An 18,141-nucleotide genomic window follows, 5' to 3' on the forward strand; every position below is an offset into this window, starting at 1 on the left:
AGAATGGGGGCGCCAGTTCTTCCTCATAAGGGTTCCCATGCGTCGGCGCCGGTTCGCTTTACCTGTCGTCTGTCTGTTCCCGCTTGTCCTGACCGCATGCGGTAACGATCACTCCGCCGATCCGCGCACCGAGGCGCCGCATGTCCGTGTCGCGGTGGTGCACGCGGCCGCGGCGTCCTCGCAGTCGTTCTCCGGCGTGGTGGCGGCGCGAATCCAGAGCGACCTGGGGTTCCGCGTGCCCGGCAAGGTGCTGGAACGCCTGGTCGATACCGGACAGAACGTCAGGCGTGGGCAGCCGCTGATGCGCATGGATCCGGTCGATCTCGGCCTGCAGGCACGTGCACAGCAGGAGGCGGTGGCGGCAGCGAAAGCGCGCGCCGGGCAGACGGCCGAGGACGAGGCGCGTTATCGCGACCTGGTCGCCGAGGGCGCCGTTTCCGCCTCCGCCTACGCGCAGATCAAGGCCGCCGCCGACGCGGCACAGGCGCAGCTGAAGGCCGCCGAGGCGCAGGCCGACGTCGCCAGGAACGCGTCCGCTTACGCGCTGCTGCTGGCCGATGCGGATGGTGTGGTGGTCGAGACGCTCGCCGAGCCCGGCCAGGTGGTCAGTGCCGGGCAACCGGTCGTGCGTCTGGCGCGGGCGGGCCAGCGCGAAGCCCTCGTGCATCTGCCCGAGACGTTGCGGCCGACCCTCGGGTCGATCGCGCAGGCGACCCTGTACGGCGGCGACCGGCAGGCGGCAGTACCGGCGACCCTGCGCCAGCTGTCGGATGCATCGGATCCAGCGACGCGGACGTACGAAGCCCGCTACGTGCTCGGCGGAGCGCTCGCCCAGGCGCCGCTCGGGGCCACGGTCACCGTGCACCTCGCCGGCCGCGACGATGCTTCGCAGGCCCTGCAGGTGCCGATCGGCGCGTTGTTCGACGCCGGCAAGGGTCCGGGTGTCTGGGTGATCGAGGGCACGCCGGCAAGGACGGCCTGGCGACCCGTGCAGGTCCTCGGCATGGCGGACGACACCGTGCAGGTGGCGGGCAAGCTCAGGGCCGGCGATCGGGTGGTGGCGCTGGGCGCGCATCTCCTGCATGCCAGCGAGATCGTCAGGCCGATCGAGCAGGCCACGGCGGTCGCGGTCGGAGCGCGTCCATGAGCGAGGGGCGTTTCAACCTGTCCGCGCTCGCGGTCCGCGAGCGCTCGATCACCCTGTTCCTGATCTTCCTGATTTCCGTGGCGGGGATCGTCGCGTTCCTCCAGCTCGGGCGCGCGGAAGACCCGCCGTTCACGATCAAGCAGATGACGGTCGTCACCGCCTGGCCGGGCGCGACCGCGCAGGAGATGCAGGACCAGGTCGCCGAGCCGCTGGAAAAGCGCCTGCAGGAACTGCGCTGGTACGACCGGGCGGACACCTATACGCGTCCGGGATTGGCGGTCACGATGCTGTCGCTGCTCGACAGAACGCCGCCGTCGCAAGTCCAGGAGCAGTTCTACCAGGCGCGCAAGAAGCTGGGGGACGAGGCCGGGAAGTTGCCGGCCGGGGTCATCGGGCCGATGCTCAACGACGAGTATGCGGACGTGACCTTCGCGTTGTTTGCGCTCAAGGCCAAGGGCGAACCGCAGCGCCTGCTGGTGCGCGATGCCGAGGCGCTGCGCCAGCAGTTGCTGCACGTGCCCGGGGTGAAGAAGGTCAACATCATCGGCGAGCAGCCCGAGCGCATCTTCGTGTCGTTCTCGCACGACCGCCTGGCGACGCTGGGGGTCACGCCGCAGGAGATCTTCGCTGCGCTGAACGGCCAGAACGCGTTGACGCCGGCCGGTTCCATCGAGACCCAGGGGCCGCAGGTGGTGGTTCGCCTCGACGGTGCGCTCGACACGCTGGACAAGATCCGCCGCACGCCCATCGTGGCGCAGGGCCGCACATTGAAGCTGTCGGACGTGGCGACGGTCGAGCGTGGCTACGAAGATCCGGCCACTTTCCTGGTGCGCAACAACGGTGAGCCGGCGCTGTTGCTGGGCGTGGTGATGCGCGACGACTGGAACGGGCTCGACCTGGGCAAGGCGCTGGAAGCGGAGGTCGGCCGCATCAATGCGGCACTGCCGCTGGGCATGCGCCTGGACAAGGTGACCGATCAGGCGGTGAACATCCGCGCGGCGGTCGACGAGTTCATGGTCAAGTTCTTCGTCGCGCTGCTGGTGGTGATGGTGGTGTGCTTCCTCAGCATGGGCTGGCGCGTCGGCGTCGTGGTCGCGGCAGCGGTGCCGCTGACCCTGGCGGCGGTGTTCGTCATCATGGCGGCCACCGGCAAGAACTTCGACCGCATCACGCTCGGCTCGTTGATCCTGGCGCTGGGCCTGCTGGTCGACGATGCCATCATCGCCATCGAAATGATGGTGGTGAAGATGGAGGAGGGCTACAGCCGCATCAAGGCCTCCGCCTACGCCTGGAGCCACACGGCCGCGCCCATGCTGTCCGGCACGCTGGTCACCGCCATCGGCTTCATGCCCAATGGGTTCGCGCGCTCCACCGCGGGCGAATACACCGGCAACATGTTCTGGATCGTCGGCATCGCGCTGATCGTGTCCTGGGTGGTGGCGGTGGCATTCACTCCCTACCTCGGCGTGAAGCTGCTGCCGGAGATCCAGAAGATCGAGGGCGGGCATGCCGCCATCTACGACACCCCTCGCTACAACCGTTTCCGCCAGGTGCTCGGCCGCGTCATTGCCCGCAAGTGGCTGGTGGCCGGCGCGGTGCTTGGAACGTTCGTGCTGGCGGTGGTCGGCATGGGCCTGGTCAAGAAGCAGTTCTTCCCGACCTCCGACCGGCCGGAAGTGCTGGTCGAAGTGCAGGTGCCCTACGGCACATCCATCGCGCAGACCAGCGCCGCGACGGCGAAGGTCGAAGCGTGGCTGGCGCGACAGAAGGAAGCCAGGATCGTGACGGCCTACATCGGCCAGGGTGCCCCGCGGTTCTTCCTGGCGATGGCGCCGGAACTGCCCGATCCCTCGTTCGCCAAGGTCGTGGCGCTGGCCGGCGACGACAAGGAACGGGAAGCCCTCAAGGTCAGGCTGCGCCGCGCCGTGGCCGACGGCTTGGTGCCCGAAGCGCGGGTGCGCGTCACCCAGATCGTGTTCGGCCCACCGTCGCCGTTTCCGGTGGCCTATCGGGTGATGGGACCCGACCCGGACACGCTGCGTGCGATCGCGCATCGCGTCGAAGGCGTGATGCGCGCCAGTCCGATGCTGCGCACGGTCAACACCGATTGGGGCACGCGCGTGCCGACCCTGCACTTCACGCTCGATCAGGAGCGCCTGCAGGCGATCGGCCTGACCTCCAATTCGGTCGCCGTGCAACTGCAGTTCCTGCTCAGCGGAGTGCCGTTGACGGAGGTGCGCGAGGATATCCGGTCGGTGCAGGTGGTCGGCCGTGCGGCGGGCGACATCCGCCTGGATCCTGCGAAGATCGGCGGCTTCACCCTGGTCGGTTCGGCAGGGCAACGCATCCCGCTGTCGCAGGTGGGCCAGGTCGAGGTGCGGATGGAGGATCCAATCCTGCGCCGCCGCGACCGCACCCCGGCCATCACCGTGCGTGGCGACATCGCCGACGGGCTGCAACCCCCGGACGTGTCCACCGCGGTCCTGAAACAGTTGCAGCCGATCGTCGCGGCGCTTCCGTCCGGGTATCGGGTCGAACAGGCCGGCTCCATCGAGGAATCGGCCAAGGCCACGACGGCGATGCTGCCGTTGTTCCCGATCATGATTGCGCTGACCCTGCTCATCATCATTCTGCAGGTGCGCTCGATCGCGGCCATGGTCATGGTGTTCGCCACCAGCCCGCTGGGCTTGATCGGCGTGGTGCCGACCTTGCTGCTGTTCCAGCAGCCGTTCGGCATCAACGCGCTGGTCGGGCTGATCGCGCTGTCGGGCATTCTGATGCGCAACACCTTGATCCTGATCGGGCAGATCCATCACAACGAACGCGACGGCTTGAGTCCGTTCGATGCCGTGGTCGAGGCCACCGTGCAGCGCGCGCGGCCGGTGATCCTGACGGCACTGGCGGCGGTGCTGGCCTTCATCCCGCTGACCCATTCCGTGTTCTGGGGGACGCTGGCCTACACCCTGATCGGCGGCACGCTGGCCGGCACGGTGCTGACGCTGGTGTTCCTGCCGGCCATGTACGCCATCTGGTTCAAGATCAAGCCAGCGCCTGTGCAACAGCGCTGACCGTCGCCCTCTATCGCCACAGGAAAGGAACTGCCATGTCGAATTCCACGGTCGTTGTCGTGACCGGCGTTTCATCGGGCATCGGGCGCGCCGCCGCCATGGCCTTCGCCGAGCGGGGGTGCCGCGTGTTCGGAACCGTACGCGATCTCGAAAAAGCCCAGGCGTTGCCGGGAGTCGTGCTCGTGCAAATGGATGTGCGCGACGACGCCTCCGTGCAACGGGCGATCGGCAACGTCGTCGCGCAAGCCGGCACGATCGATGTGCTGGTCAATAGTGCCGGCGTGACCTTGATCGGTGCGCTGGAGGAAACATCGGTGGTCGAGGCCCAGGCCGTGTTCGAGACCAACCTGTTCGGCCTGTTGCGCACGATCCAGGCGGTGCTGCCGCACATGCGCGAGCGGCGGTCCGGCCGGATCGTCAACGTCAGCTCGGTGCTGGGCTTTCTGCCCGCGCCCTACATGGCGGTCTATGCGGCCTCCAAGCATGCGGTGGAGGGGTTGTCCGAAACCCTGGATCACGAAGTTCGCCGCTTCGGCGTCCGTGTGTCCTTGGTCGAGCCGTCCTTCACCAGGACCAACCTGGAGCTCAACGGCCCCCAGGCCGTGGCCAGCATCCCGGCCTACGGCGAGGAACGTGCGACGGTGTCGAAGGCCATCCGGCAAAAGGTGCAGGACGCGCCGGCGCCGGACGGCGTCGTCGACGCGATTCTCGACGCCGCCCTGGGCACATGGAAGATGCGCCACACGCCCCGCGGCGAGGCTGCGCTTCTGGCCAAGCTGCGCCGCTTCCTGCCCGCAGGTCCGCTCGGGAAAGGGCTCAGGCGGACCTTCGGGCTGCGCTGACGCGTCCATCGCGCCTGCAGCAGGCGGCGCGGCTGGCGCAAACGCGGGCCGGCGGCAGACGGCCGCCATTCGCGATGCCGTCGATCGCTGTCACGTCCAGAGGCGAGCCGCCCGCGTGCGTAGCGGCAGGACGGAGGCGCCATGCGCCACGGCCGTGCCATGGCCTCATGCCATGCTGCAATGAAGAAGCTCCGCGACGCGCACGGAGCCGGGGAAAGGCGAGGGCGGCGACCGGCGCGCGGCCGGTCCGCCCGCGACGCTTCAGATGCCGCTGGTGGAACTGGTTTCGTCGCGCTTGTCGCGCGGCGGCAGCGGCTGGTCGCCGTGCACCAGGAACCACACGTTCTCGGCGATGTTGGTGGCGTGGTCGCCGATCCGCTCCAGGTTCTTGGCCATGAACAGCAGGTGCGTGCACGGGGTGATATTGCGCGGATCTTCCATCATGTAGGTCAGCAGCTCGCGGAACAGCGCGGTGTACTGCGCATCGAGCTGCGCGTCGCCCTGGCGCACCAGCAGCGCGGCGTCGGCGTCGTTGTGCTGGTAGGCGGCCAGCGCCGCGCGCACCTGTTCGGCGGCGAGCTTGCCGAGCTGGCGCAGGCCCAGGGTCTGCGGCATCGGCGGCGACATGTTCAGCGCGATCGAGCGCTTGGCGACGTTGGCGGCGTAGTCGCCGATGCGTTCGACGTCGGCGGGAATGCGCAGGCCGGCCAGGATCTCGCGCAGGTCGCGCGCCATCGGCCCGCGCAGCGCCAGGCGCATCACGTCATGGCTGATGGAGTGCTCGAGCGCGTCGATCGCTTCGTCGTTGACGACGATGCGCAGCGCGGCGTTGTCGTCGCGGCGTTCGACCACGTCCAGCGCCGCTTCCAACTGCGCCACCGCGGTTTCGCCCATGCGCACGATCTCGGCGGCGAGGCGATGCTGTTCTTCGTCGTAGCTCTTCACGATGTGCTCGTTGGGCTGAGTGTTCATGTCGTAGGTCCAATAGATGCGTTGGTGTCGCCGCGGCCATGCCTGGCGCTGCGGTGCTGGCGTCGCCGGACGCCCGCCCGAAGGGCGGCGGGCGCGGCCGCTGCGGCGAGGCAGCGGCGGCCGCGGCTCAGCCGAAACGGCCGGTGATGTAGTCTTCGGTCTGCTGCTTGTTCGGCTGCGAGAAGATGATCTCGGTGCGGTCGTGCTCGATCAGGTCGCCCAGGTACATGAAGGCGGTGTAGTCGGACACGCGCGCGGCCTGCTGCATGTTGTGGGTGACGATGACGATGGTGTAGTCGGTCTTCAGCTCTTCCACCAGCTGCTCGATGCGGCTGGTCGAGATCGGGTCCAGCGCCGAGGTCGGCTCGTCGAGCAGCAGCACGTCCGGACGCAGCGCCACCGCGCGGGCGATGCACAGGCGCTGCTGCTGGCCGCCGGACAGGCCCAGCGCGCTCTGCCCGAGCTTGTCCTTGACCTCGTCCCACAGCGCGCCCTGGCGCAGCGCGTGCTCGACGCGGTTGGCCATGTCCGCCTTGGACAGCTTCTCGTGGTGGCGGATGCCGTAGGCGACGTTCTCGAAGATGGTCATCGGGAACGGCACCGGCTTCTGGAACACCATGCCGACCTTGCTGCGCAGGCGGTTCATCGGGTACTTCGGCGACAGGATGTTCTCGCCGTCCAGCATCACTTCGCCGCGTGCCTCCAGCTTCGGGTACAGCGCATAGATGCGGTTGAAGATGCGCAGCAGGGTGGACTTGCCGCAGCCGGACGGGCCGATCAGCGCGGTGACGCGCTTCTCCGGCACTTCCAGGTTGATGCTCTTCAGCGCGTGGTACTTGTCGTAGTAGAAGTCCAGGCCGCGCGCGGCGATCTTGACCGGCGACGGCGCCAGTGCGGTGTGCCCGTGGGGCATGGCGATGCGATGCATCGGTGCGGCGTTGTGGTGATCGTTCATGGCCGGGTCCATAGGGGGCTCAATCGTTGGATGTCTTGTAGCGCCGCAGAATGCCGCGGGCGCCGAGGCTGACCAGCAGCACGAACACGGTCAGCACCAGGGCGCCCGACCAGGCCAATTGCTGCCAGGTGGGGTAGGGGCTGCCGGCGAAGGAGTTCATCACCACCGGGACGCTCGCCATCGGCTGCATGATGTTGTTGTTCCAGTACTGGTTGCCGAACGCGGTGAACAGCAGCGGCGCGGTCTCGCCGCTGATGCGCGCCAGCGCCAGCAGCACGCCGGTGACGATGCCGGCCGAAGCGCTGCGGTACAGCACCTGGATGGTCACCTTCCATTGCGGAATGCCCAAGGACAGGGCCGCTTCGCGCATCTGCGCCGGCACCAGGCGCAGCATCTCGTCGGTGGTGCGCACCACCACCGGCAGCACGATGAAAGCCAGCGACAGCGCACCGGCCATGGCCGAAAAGCGCCCGCCGGTCTGCATCACGTACAGCGTGTACACGAACAGGCCGAGCACGATCGACGGCGCCGAGAGCAGGATGTCGTTGACGAAGCGCACCACCTGGCCGGTCTTGCGCGCGTTGCCGTATTCGGCCAGCCAGGTGCCGGCGGCCACGCCCAGCGGGGTACCGATCAGCAGCGCCAGGCCGCACATCACCGCGCTGCCGAAGAACGCGTTGGCCAGGCCGCCTTCTTCGCCCGGCGGCGGGGTCATGCGGGTGAACAGGTCCAGGTTGATGCCGGAGATGCCCTTGGCCAGCAGGGTCCACAGGATCCAGCCCAGGAACACCAGCCCGAACAGCGCGGTGAGGCAGGACAGCAGCAGCGCGAACACGTTGATCACGCGGCGGCGGTTGTACAGGCGGTGGGCGACGTCGGCGGCCATCTCAGTTGCCCTCCTTGCGCGACAGTTGCGCCAGCATCAGGCGGGCGATCGCCAGTACGATGAAGGTCACGATGAACAGCACGAAGCCCAGCAGCAGCAGCGCCGAGCGGTAGGTCTCGGTGGCTTCGCCGAAGTCGTTGGCGATCAGCGCGGCGATGGTGGTGCCCGGCTCCAGCAGCGAGGGCGACAGCCGCACCGTGTTGCCGACCACGAACGCCACCGCCATGGTCTCGCCGAGCGCGCGGCCCAGGCCCAGGAAGATGCCGCCGATCACCGCCGAGCGGGTGTAGGGCAGCACGATGTCCCAGCTCACTTCCCACTTGGTCGAGCCCAGCGCGTAGGCCGATTCCTTCAGCCGCGTCGGCACAGTCAGGAACACCTCGCGCATCACCGAGGAGATGAACGGGATCACCATGATCGCCAGCACGAAACCGGCGGTGAGCAGGCCGATGCCCAGCGGCGGCCCCTGGAACATCGGGCCGATCAGCGGCAGCGTGCCGAGGTGGTCGTTGAGCCACGGCGTGCCGTACTCGGTCATCACCGGCACCAGCACGAACAGGCCCCACATGCCGTAGATGATCGACGGGATGCCGGCCAGCAGTTCGATCGCGGTGCCGATCGGGCCGCGCAGCCAGCGTGGCGACACCTCGGTGAGGAAGAAGGCGATGCCGTAGCTCACCGGCACCGCGATCAGCATCGCGATCAGGGCGGTGACCAGGGTGCCGTAGATCGGCGCCAGCGCGCCGTACTTGTTCTCGACCGGATTCCATTCGCTTGAATAGAAGAAGCTCAGGCCCTGCATCTGCAGGGCGTGGCGGCCGCCCCACAGCATCGACAGCGCCGCGCTGGCCAGGGCGACGAGGACGAACACGACGGTGGCGGTGAGGATCCAGCGGAACAGACGGTCGGCACGGGCGTCGCGCAGGTCGCGTCCGCGGGGCGCAGTGATCGCTTCGGGAATGACGGTGGCGTTCATGGGCTCGGTATGTGTCGGAGCGCGCGGCGGCGCGATCCGATCGTGGCCGCGGCGGGGGTGGCCGCGCGCGGTGGGTGGTTGCGTCGCTCCCGCACAGGCGGGAACCCGAAAGTCCGAAGTACGTGATGCCGAGACGGCGACCGGCGCTGCACGGTGCAGCGCCGGTGCCGGCGCGCGCGCGACGCCTCACGCGTCCGCGCGCGTGCTTCCACCGGCGAGGGCGGAAGCGCTGTCGCGCTTACTTGAACTCCTTGGCCCAGTACGCCTCGATCTGCTGCACCAGCTCCGGCGGCAGCGGCACGTAGTGCAGGGCGTCGGCCTGCGGCTGGCCCTTCTCGAAGGCCCACTTGAAGAACGCCAGGGTCGCCTTGCTGCGCGCCGGGTCCTTGGCCTGCTTGTGCATCAGCATGAAGTTGGTGGCGGTGATCGGCCACGCCTGCGCGCCCGCGGCGTTGGTGATGACCAGGTTGAAGTCCTTGGCGTTGGCCCAGTCGGCCGACGCGGCGGCCGCGGCGAAGCTCTCGGCATTGGGCTGCACCCAGTTGCCGGCGGCGTTCTGCATCGACGCGTACGGCATCTTGTTCTGCAGCGCGTAGGCCAGTTCGACGTAGCCGATCGAGCCCTTGATCTGCTGCACGTACGAGGCCACGCCTTCGTTGCCCTTGCCGCCGACGCCGCCCGGCCACTGCACCGAGGTGCCTTCGCCGACCTTGCCCTTCCACTCCGGGCTGACCTTGGACAGGTAGTTGGTGAAGTTGAAGCTGGTGCCCGAGCCGTCGGAGCGGTGCACCAGGTTGATCTTGGTGTCGGGCAGGGTCACGCCCGGGTTCAGCGCGGTGAGCGCCGGGTCGTTCCACTTGCTGATCTTGCCCAGGAAGATATCGGCCAGCACCGGGCCGGTCAGCCGCAGCTTGCCCGCGTCCATGCCGTCCAGGTTGACCACCGGCACCACCCCCCCAATCGCCGAGGGGAACTGGCCAAGGCCGGCCGCGGCCAGTTCGGCGCTGTCCAGCGGCTTGTCGGAGGAGCCGAAATCGACCGTGCCGGCCTTGATCTGGGCGATACCGCCGCCGGAGCCGATCGACTGGTAGTTGATCTTGTTGCCGGTGGCCGCGTTGTAGTCGGCCGACCACTTGGAGATCAGCGGGTAGATGAAGGAGGCACCGGCGCCGGAGATCTCCGCCGCGGTCTTGGCGCCGGCGGCCGGGGCGGCAGCGGGCGTCCCGCCTGCCGTATCGGCGGCACCCTGCTTGTCGCCGTTGCCGGGCTGGCAGGCGGTGACGGCGAAGGCCAGGGCGAGGGACAGGACGGCAATGCGCGCCGGCTGCAGTTTCATGAGGGTCACTCCGTAGCGAAGAGCACCGGGACATCCGGCGGATGCTCGCTATGAAATGATATTTTTGTTACAGCCAGATGACTTGCGGATTGGTTGCGGACGCCATCACGGGATGCGCCAGGCACGCCGTCCCGCAAGGCCGTGGCAGGGCGGGGGATGCGCGCCAATGGCTGGCTGTTGCGCGTCCGCGCGTTACCGGACAAAAAAAGACGCGGACCCTGCGGTCCGCGCCTTCGGGGTATCGCCGTGCCGGCGCGCGAGTGCCGGATGGGCGAGACGCCGGCTTACTTCATGTTCTGCGCCCAGTAGGCTTCGATCTGCTTGACCAGCGGCTCCGGCAGCGGCACGTAGTCCAGCGCCTTGGCCTGCGCCTGGCCCTGCTCGAACGACCACTTGAAGAAGTCCAGCGCGGCCTTCGACGACGCCGGCTTCTTGGCCTTCTTGTACATGATGGCCCAGGTGGTGGCGGTGATCGGCCACGCGTCCTGGCCCGGCGCGTTGGTCATGATCAGGTTGAAGTCCTTGGCCGACTTCCAGTCCGCGGTGGCGGCGGCGGCGGAGAAGGTCTTGTCGTCCGGCATCACGAAACGGCCGGCGGCGTTCTTCATGCCGGCGTAGTTGAGCTTGTTCTGCAGCGCGTAGGCGTACTCGACGTAGCCGATGCCGCCGCGGATCTGCTTGACGTAGGCGGCCACGCCTTCGTTGCCCTTGCCGCCGATGCCGGCCGGCCACTGCACGGCGGTGCCTTCACCGACCTTGCTCTTCCACTCCGGGCTGACCTTGGACAGGTAGTTGGTGAAGTTGAAGCTGGTGCCCGAACCGTCGGAGCGGTGCACGATGGTGATCTTCAGGTCGGGCAGGGCCAGGCCCGGGTTCAGCGCGGCGATCGCCGGGTCGTTCCACTTGCTGATCTTGCCGAGGAAGATGTTGGCCAGCACGGTGCCGTCGAGCTTCATCGCGCCCGGGGCCACGCCCGCCACGTTGAACACCGGCACGATGCCGCCGATCACGACCGGAAACTGGCCCAGGCCGAACTTTTCCAGCTCTGCGCCGCTCAGCGGCTTGTCGGAGGCGCCGAAATCGACCGTGGCCGCCTGGATCTGCGCGATGCCGCCGCCGGAGCCGATCGACTGGTAGTTGACGCGGTTGCCGCTTTTCTCGGCATAGGCAGCCGACCACTTCGACAGCACCGGGTAGACGAAGCTGGAGCCTGCGCCGGTGACATCGGTGGCTTGCGCCGCGAGCGAAAACGTAGCGACCGCGGCGGCTGCCAGCAGTCGGAGCTTGAGGGAACGCATCGGGAGAACTCCTGAAATAGGTGGTATCCGGCACCCCTGGCCGGCATCGGCTGCATTCCAAGACTTTTTCATGAACGTCTGAAGAAAATCAGATGTCAGGCCGGTGACAGCCTTCCCGGCAAGGGGTGCCTTCGTTCAGACATGAGGTTGACTCAAAACCGTCATGTCTTTGACGGAATCTTTACAAATGGTCGGGCCATCGCACTGGGGCCGCACCGCACCCATACCACCCTGCCACCACCCATCGGAGACATCCTAATGCGTTCCCATCTTCTCGCCACGGCGATTCTCGCCAGCCTCGGCCTCGCGTCGGCGCCGCAGGCGTTCGCGGCGAAGGCCAAGGCCAGCAGCAACCCACCCGCCGTCAGCGCTGCCCAGCTGCAGCAGCTGCAGGCCCAGATCGAAGCGCTGCAGACCCAGGTCCAGCAGCTGCAGGCGCAGTCCGAAGCCCTGCAGGCGCAGTCCGACGCGCAGTCGGAAGTGAATGTCGTGCAGGCCCAGGCGACCGAAACGGCGCAGGCCAGCGCCGCCAAGGTCGACAAGCTCGCCAAGCTGGTCAACGACAACAAGATCGGCGGTCGCATGTTCTTCGACCTGACCAACATCGACCGCACCAGCGGCGGCGCCAAGACCGCCGCCAGCGGCACCGGGTTGGACGTCAAGCGCTTCTACCTGACCGTCGACCACAGCTTCAACGAGATCTGGTCGGCCAACCTGACCACCGACTTCCAGTACAGCTCGGCGCTGTCCAATACCCAGCTGTTCGTCAAGAAGGCCTACGTGCAGGGCAAGTTCGACGACGCCTTCGCGCTGCGCATCGGTGCCGCCGACATGCCGTGGGTGCCGTTCGTCGAGAAGTTCTACGGCTACCGCTACGTCGAGAACACCCTGACCGATCGCCTGAAGTACGCCAACTCCTCCGACTGGGGCCTGCACGCCTTCGGCGACCTGGGCTCGCAGGTCAACTACGCGATGTCGGTGGTCAACGGCGCCGGCTACAAGAACCCGACCCGCGGCAAGGGCATGGACGTGGAAGGCCGCGTGGCCTACATGCCGATGCAGAACCTGGCCATCGCCGTCGGCGCCTACTCGGGCAAGCTCGGCAAGGAAACCGACATCCTCGACGCGCAGCACGACTACACCCGCGCCGACGCGATGGTCGCCTACGCCGATTCCAACTTCCGTCTGGGCGGCGAGTACTTCCAGGCCAAGAACCTCAACAACGTGCTGACCCCGGCCACCGACAAGTCCAGCGGCTGGTCGGTGTGGGGCAGCGTGGCGCTGACCGACGGCGGCATCAACGCCTTCGCCCGCTACGACAAGACCGACCTGAGCAAGACCCTCGACCCGACCCTGGCCGACAAGTACTGGAACGTCGGCGTCGAGTTCCCGGTGCTGAAGAACCTGAAGCTGGCCACCGTGTACAAGTACACGCACCAGGACAACAACTCCAAGAAGACCGACGTGGAAACCAAGGAATTCGGCGTCTGGGGCGACCTGTCGTTCTGATTCGCGGATTCCCGCAGGTTGTACGAAAGGCGGCGCATTGCGCCGCCTTTCTTTTTTGCGGCGTGATCGCCGATGCCTGCACGATGGGCCCGTGTCGGGGTGCCTTTCACGGTTTGCGTCGACCGCCGTGGACGATGCGGTGAATTGTGCGGCGCAGCACTTGTCATCGACGACGCGCCTTCCTACTGTCGAACCATGCTCGCCCGTCTGTCCATGTTGATGTTGACCGCGTTGCTGGCGCTGTCCGCGCTCCGTGCAGGATCGGTCGTGGCGGCGGTGCCGGCGGCACTGTGTGCGAGCGCCTGCGCCGGCGATGTCGACGCTGGCCTCGATGGGGTGCCGCCCGAGCTGGAAGCGCCAGCCGCCGATACCGATCCACACGACGCACCGCTTGCGGTCGCGCCGGCGTTGTTTCCGCCGACCCTCCTGATCCGGCCGATCCTGCCGGCGCCATCGGCAGCGCCTGGCCGCAGCTATCGCCGTCCCGCGCTGCGTCCTCCCTCTCCAGCCTGACGCCTGCATCGCCGCTGGCGATGCCGATCCTTCTCTGCTGTTTGCGTCTGCGTCGTGCCCAGTGCGGCACGGCCTCTCTCCCCCTGTGCCTGGAGATCCCCCATGCAACGTCTGCTCGACGGTTTTCGCCATTTCCGCAACGAGGTCTATCCCCGTCAACGCGGGCTGTTCCGGCAACTCGCCGCCGGCCAGACCCCGCACACGCTGTTCATCACCTGCGCCGACTCGCGGGTGATGCCGGAACTGATGTTCGCCGCGCAGCCCGGCGAGCTGTTCGTCTACCGCAACATCGGCAATGTGGTGCCGCCATACTCGCAGCACGTCAGCGGCGTGGTCGCGGCGATCGAGTACGCGGTAGCGGTGCTGCAGGTCGAGCACATCGTGATCTGCGGCCATACCGATTGCGGCGCGATGAAGGCCGTGCTCAATCCCGCATCCCTGCAGGACGTGCCTACCGTGGCGGCCTGGCTCAAGCACACCGACAGCGCGCGCCAGGTCGCCGCGCAGCACGGCCATGCCGCCCATGCCGAGGATGCGCTGCACTGCCTGACCGAGGAGAACGTCGTGTCGCAGCTGGACCACCTGCGCACGCAGCCGGTGGTGGCGGCGCGGCTGGCGCGCGGCACGCTGCGCATCCACGGCTGGATCTACGACATCGGCCATGGCGAGATCCGCGCCTTCGACGCGGAGCAGGGGCGGTTCCTACCGTTGCTGCCGGAAGCGGGCCGGCGCCCGCCCGATGCCACGCCGCCGCCGCGGCTGGCGCCGGTCCTGCGCAATGTCGCCGTCTGAGGAGCCGCCCATGCAAACGATGACAGAGCACGCTCCGGCCGGCGCTTCCGCGCTGGCCCGTTACCTGCGCGGCGGCGCCTTCGGTCGCGACCTGCTGGCCTCGGTGGTGGTCTTCCTGGTCGCCTTGCCGCTGTGCATGGGCATCGCGATCGCGTCGGGCATGCCGCCGGCCGCCGGCCTGATCACCGGCATCGTCGGCGGCCTGGTGGTCGGGCTGATCGCCGGCTCGCCGTTGCAGGTCAGCGGTCCGGCCGCAGGCTTGGCGGTGCTGGTATTCGAGTTGGTGCGCACGCATGGGGTGGCGGCGCTGGGGCCGGTGATCCTGCTGGCCGGTGCGATCCAGCTGGTGGCCGGGTTGTGCCGCGCCGGCGTGTGGTTCCGCATGACCTCGCCGGCGGTGGTCGCCGGCATGCTCTCGGGCATCGGCATCCTGATCGTCGCCTCGCAATCGCACGTGCTGCTGGATGCGGCGCCGAAGGCGCGCGGCCTGGAAAACTTCGCCGCCTTGCCGGCGGCGCTGTGGCGCGCGCTGGATGCAGGCGTCGGCCGCGCCGCCTTGCTGGTCGGTCTGGGCACCATCGCGATCATGCTGGCGTGGGAGCGGCTGCGCCCGCAGCGCTTGCGCTTCGTCCCCGGCGCCTTGTTGGCGGTGGTGGCGATGACCGCGCTGGTACAAGCGCAGGGGCTGGATGTGCGCAAGGTCGACGTGCCGGCCAACCTGGTCTCGGCGATCCGGGTGCCGAGCCTGGACGACATGCTCGGCGTGCTCGATGCCACGCTGCTGCTGTCGGCGCTCACTTTCGCCTTCATCGCCAGCGCCGAGACGCTGTTGTCGGCGGCGGCGGTGGACCGCATGCATCAGGGACCGCGAACCCAGTACGACCGCGAACTGGCCGCGCAGGGCGTGGGCAACATGCTGTGCGGTTTGCTCGGCGCGTTGCCGATGACCGGCGTGATCGTGCGCAGCGCGGCCAACGTGCAGGCCGGCGCGGCCACCCGCGTCTCCACCATGCTGCACGCGGGCTGGTTGCTGGTGTTCGCGCTGCTGCTGCCGTGGCTGCTGCGGATGACGCCGGTGGCGTGCCTGGCCGGCATCCTGGTCTACACCGGGCTGAAGATGGTCAAGCTGGGGCAGGTGCGCGACCTGGCCGCGTACGGCCGCGGCACCGCTGCGATCTACCTGGCGACGACCTTCGCCATCGTCGCCACCGACCTGCTGACCGGCGTGCTGATCGGTTTTGCGTTGTCGCTGCTGCGCCTGGCGCTGCAGCAGTCGCGGCTGACGGTGGGAGTGCATGCGCACGAAGACGCCGGCGGCACGGATGCCGGTGCAGGTCCTGGCAAGTTGCGCCTGTCGCTGGAGGGGTCGGCCACCTTCCTGCGCGTGCCGACCATGGCGCGGACCCTGGAGCGGCTGCCGCCGAACACCGAGTTGCATCTGGACGTGGCGCGGCTGCGCCACGTCGACCACGCGTGCCTGGAACTGCTGCGCGACTGGAGCCGCAACGCCGCGTCCCGCGGCTGCGCGCTGGTGGTGGACTGGAAGGAACTGGACCGGCGCGTGGAAGGGCAGCGTGCGGCGTAGTCGGTGGGCGCGGCCAGCGGTCGCTCGTTGGTCATCGAACACCTGTGGGAGCGGATTCGGCCGCGACGAATGCAGGCGGGCAATGTTGGCTGCGGAGAGTGTCGCGGCTGAAGCCGCTCCTACAAGTGCCGCATCCAGCGAGCGTTCCAGGTGGAGTTGTAGGAGCGGTTTCAACCGCGACGAGCGCAGCGATAGGTTCACGGTGTCGGCTGCTGTCGGGCTGAAGCCCCTCCCACAACATCAGGTTTCGGCTCGCGGAACGCCATTGTAGGAGCGACTTCAGTCGCGACGAGCGCAGCGGCGGACGTCGCGTGGCGTATACGTTGCCGGCGCCGACATTGCCGGGCGCCGCACCGGCCAATGCTCAAGACACTGATGCAGCCCACTCAACCCGGCGTCTTGTCCTTGTACCGGCACAGGTCGCGGATCGCGCACTGCGGGCAGTCGGGCTTGCGTGCCTTGCACACGTAGCGGCCGTGCAGGATCAGCCAGTGATGCGCGTCGTGCAGGAACTGCGCGGGTACGCGTTTGAGCAGGGCATCCTCCACCGCGCGCACGTCCTTGCCCGGGGCCAGCCCGGTGCGGTTGGCGACGCGGAAGATGTGCGTATCCACCGCCATCGTCGGCTCGCCGAAGGCGGTGTTGAGCACCACGTTGGCGGTCTTGCGGCCGACCCCGGGCAGCGCTTCCAGCGCGGCGCGCGAATGCGGCACCTCGCCGCCGTGCTGCTCGACCAGGATGCGGCAGGTGGCGATGACGTTCTTGGCCTTGGCGTTGAACAGGCCGATGGTGGAGATGTAGCGCTTCAGCCCGTCCTCGCCCAGCGCCAGGATCGCCGCCGGCGTGTTCGCCACCGGATACAGGCGGCGGGTGGCCTTGTTGACGCCGACATCGGTGGCCTGCGCGGAGAGGATCACCGCGATCAGCAGTTCGAACGGCGTGGTGTACTCGAGCTCGGTGGTCGGGCTGGGGTTGAGTTCGGACAGGCGCGAGAACAGTTCGTGGATCTCGTCCTTGCTCAGCAGGCGTCCGCGCCGTGCAGGCGTGCCGGCGGTCGCGCTCATCGGCCGCCTCGCTGCGCGGCCTTGGCCTTGGCGCGGGCCAGGATCGCCGCGGCCGCCGCGGGCAGGGCCGGCGCGCTCGGTGCGGCCGTGGTTGCGGCCGAGGTCGAGGCAACCGGTATGGCTGCCGCACGCCGTGCCTGACGCGCGTTGGCACGGCGTTCCAGCCGCGCAGTGCGCGCCCGGTAGCGCGCGCGCGCGGCCCACGCCTCGCGCAGGCGCTGCTGCGCGGCGAGCACCTGCGCGCGCAGCTGTGGATGCGCCGGGTCCAGGCCATCGTCGCCGGGGTCGGTGCCGCGGTACTCCATCAGGCCGCCGTCGATCGCGGCATCCAGATCGTCGTCCAGGATCCAGCGCAGCAACTGCAGCGGCGTGGCGGGAGCGGGGGCGTGCGACATCGTGCGCGGGCTCAGCGGTTGCGGAACTGCGGCGGGCGCCGCTCCAGGAAGGCGCGGGTGCCCTCGCGCATGTCCTCGCTGGAGAACAGCAAACCGAACTGTGCGGTCTCGTACTCCAGCCCCTGTTCGATCGCGCTTTCGCCGCCGATCTGGATCGCGTCGAGGATGCCGCGCAACGCCAGCGGTGCGGACTCGGCCAGTTGCTGCGCCAACTGCAGCGTGGTCGCACGCAGGTCGTCGGCCGTCACCACCCGGTTGACCAGGCCCAGTTGCAGCGCGCGCGTCGCGTCGATCGGCGCGCCGAGCAGGCACAGTTCCAGCGCCGCGGCGCGGCCGACCAGCCGCAGCAGGCGCTGCGTGCCGCCGAAGCCGGGAATCAGCCCGAGGTTGATCTCCGGCTGGCCCAGTCGCGCGCCCTCGGCGGCGACGCGCAGGTGGCAGGCCATCGCCAGTTCCAGCCCGCCGCCGAGGGCGAAACCGTTGACCATCGCCAGCACCGGCTTGGGCATGCGCTCGATCCGGCGCATCAGGCGCTGGCCGAGCTGCGAGAAATCGCGGCCCTGCACCGGTGTCAGTTCGTTCATTTCGGCGATGTCGGCGCCGGCCACGAAGGCCTTCTCGCCGGCGCCGGTCAGCACCACCACGCGGATCTGCGGGTCGTCCGCGGCCTCGGCGAAGGCCGTTTCCAGTGTCTGCAAAACCTGGCGATTCAAGGCGTTGAGCTTGTCGGCTCGATTCACGGTGAGGATGCGGATCGCACCCTGGGTATCGGCGAGGACCGGCGTGCCGGACATGTGCATTCC

16 protein-coding genes are annotated in these 18,141 nt (G+C 68.3%); 7 read left to right on the forward strand and 9 right to left on the reverse strand.

The genetic code is table 11. From position 1 onward, the window contains the following. Positions 1-37: 37 nt before the first annotated feature. From GGR64_RS13070 to GGR64_RS13080, 3 genes are read left to right on the forward strand one after another with little or no spacing between them, the layout of a single operon-like run. Positions 38-1,147, forward strand: coding sequence for an efflux RND transporter periplasmic adaptor subunit (locus GGR64_RS13070; protein WP_184646396.1), 1,110 nt, complete (start codon positions 38-40; stop codon positions 1,145-1,147). After that, complete coding sequence (locus tag GGR64_RS13075; protein WP_184646398.1) at positions 1,144-4,215, forward strand: efflux RND transporter permease subunit; 3,072 nt, start codon at positions 1,144-1,146, stop codon at positions 4,213-4,215. The genes GGR64_RS13070 and GGR64_RS13075 overlap by 4 nt, the downstream gene beginning before the upstream one ends. Before the next feature lie 35 nt (positions 4,216-4,250). After that, positions 4,251-5,057 carry an oxidoreductase gene (locus GGR64_RS13080; RefSeq protein ID WP_184646400.1) on the forward strand — a complete coding sequence of 269 codons (807 nt, stop codon included), beginning with the start codon at positions 4,251-4,253 and terminating at the stop codon, positions 5,055-5,057. A gap of 261 nt (positions 5,058-5,318) precedes the next feature. Here GGR64_RS13080 and phoU read toward each other — a convergent pair whose 3' ends face one another. The 6 genes from phoU to pstS (GGR64_RS13110) all read right to left on the reverse strand — a co-directional run bounded on the left by phoU (position 5,319) and on the right by pstS (GGR64_RS13110) (position 11,480). After that, complete coding sequence (gene phoU, locus GGR64_RS13085) at positions 5,319-6,029, reverse strand: phosphate signaling complex protein PhoU (protein WP_160945842.1); 711 nt, start codon at positions 6,027-6,029, stop codon at positions 5,319-5,321. A 127-nt stretch (positions 6,030-6,156) separates the two neighbouring features. After that, positions 6,157-6,984 carry a phosphate ABC transporter ATP-binding protein PstB gene (pstB, locus tag GGR64_RS13090; protein WP_160965748.1) on the reverse strand — a complete coding sequence of 276 codons (828 nt, stop codon included), beginning with the start codon at positions 6,982-6,984 and terminating at the stop codon, positions 6,157-6,159. Positions 6,985-7,003: 19 nt separating this feature from the next. Further along, positions 7,004-7,870 (reverse strand): phosphate ABC transporter permease PstA, encoded by an 867-nt coding sequence (gene pstA, locus GGR64_RS13095; protein ID WP_184646402.1) that lies wholly within the window; start codon positions 7,868-7,870, stop codon positions 7,004-7,006. A gap of 1 nt (position 7,871) precedes the next feature. Beyond that, a complete protein-coding gene (gene pstC / locus GGR64_RS13100) occupies positions 7,872-8,846 on the reverse strand; it encodes a phosphate ABC transporter permease subunit PstC (RefSeq protein WP_167087804.1) in 975 nt (324 codons plus the stop codon). Between the two features lie 238 nt (positions 8,847-9,084). After that, positions 9,085-10,182, reverse strand: coding sequence for a phosphate ABC transporter substrate-binding protein PstS (pstS, locus tag GGR64_RS13105; protein WP_184447499.1), 1,098 nt, complete (start codon positions 10,180-10,182; stop codon positions 9,085-9,087). A gap of 284 nt (positions 10,183-10,466) precedes the next feature. Then, positions 10,467-11,480: a phosphate ABC transporter substrate-binding protein PstS gene (gene pstS, locus GGR64_RS13110; protein ID WP_160965756.1), complete on the reverse strand. Its 1,014-nt coding sequence runs from the start codon at positions 11,478-11,480 to the stop codon at positions 10,467-10,469. A gap of 258 nt (positions 11,481-11,738) precedes the next feature. On the opposite strand from pstS (GGR64_RS13110), the gene GGR64_RS13115 reads away from it, so the two are divergent. The 4 genes from GGR64_RS13115 to GGR64_RS13130 all read left to right on the forward strand — a co-directional run bounded on the left by GGR64_RS13115 (position 11,739) and on the right by GGR64_RS13130 (position 15,879). Then, a complete protein-coding gene (locus tag GGR64_RS13115; protein ID WP_160965758.1) occupies positions 11,739-12,989 on the forward strand; it encodes a porin in 1,251 nt (416 codons plus the stop codon). Between the two features lie 195 nt (positions 12,990-13,184). Then, a complete protein-coding gene (locus tag GGR64_RS13120; RefSeq protein ID WP_184646404.1) occupies positions 13,185-13,502 on the forward strand; it encodes a hypothetical protein in 318 nt (105 codons plus the stop codon). A gap of 102 nt (positions 13,503-13,604) precedes the next feature. Continuing rightward, on the forward strand, positions 13,605-14,294 hold the full coding sequence (locus tag GGR64_RS13125; protein ID WP_160965761.1) for a carbonic anhydrase: 690 nt from the start codon (positions 13,605-13,607) through the stop codon (positions 14,292-14,294). Positions 14,295-14,313: 19 nt separating this feature from the next. Further along, positions 14,314-15,879: a SulP family inorganic anion transporter gene (locus tag GGR64_RS13130; RefSeq protein ID WP_184646721.1), complete on the forward strand. Its 1,566-nt coding sequence runs from the start codon at positions 14,314-14,316 to the stop codon at positions 15,877-15,879. 386 nt (positions 15,880-16,265) lie between these two features. Here the strand turns inward: GGR64_RS13130 and nth are convergent, their stop codons facing one another. The 3 genes from nth to GGR64_RS13145 are packed head-to-tail and all read right to left on the reverse strand — an operon-like array spanning position 16,266 to position 18,132. Further along, complete coding sequence (gene nth, locus GGR64_RS13135) at positions 16,266-16,943, reverse strand: endonuclease III (RefSeq protein WP_184646406.1); 678 nt, start codon at positions 16,941-16,943, stop codon at positions 16,266-16,268. Then, positions 16,940-17,338, reverse strand: a complete 399-nt coding sequence (locus GGR64_RS13140; RefSeq protein WP_160965765.1) for a hypothetical protein — start codon at positions 17,336-17,338, stop codon at positions 16,940-16,942. The genes nth and GGR64_RS13140 overlap by 4 nt, the downstream gene beginning before the upstream one ends. A gap of 11 nt (positions 17,339-17,349) precedes the next feature. Further along, positions 17,350-18,132 carry an enoyl-CoA hydratase-related protein gene (locus GGR64_RS13145; RefSeq protein WP_184447504.1) on the reverse strand — a complete coding sequence of 261 codons (783 nt, stop codon included), beginning with the start codon at positions 18,130-18,132 and terminating at the stop codon, positions 17,350-17,352. Between the last annotated feature and the right edge of the window lie 9 nt (positions 18,133-18,141).

It is taken from the genome of Xanthomonas sp. 3307, from assembly GCF_014199735.1.
Taxonomy (GTDB): Bacteria; Pseudomonadota; Gammaproteobacteria; order Xanthomonadales; family Xanthomonadaceae; genus Xanthomonas_A; species Xanthomonas_A rydalmerensis.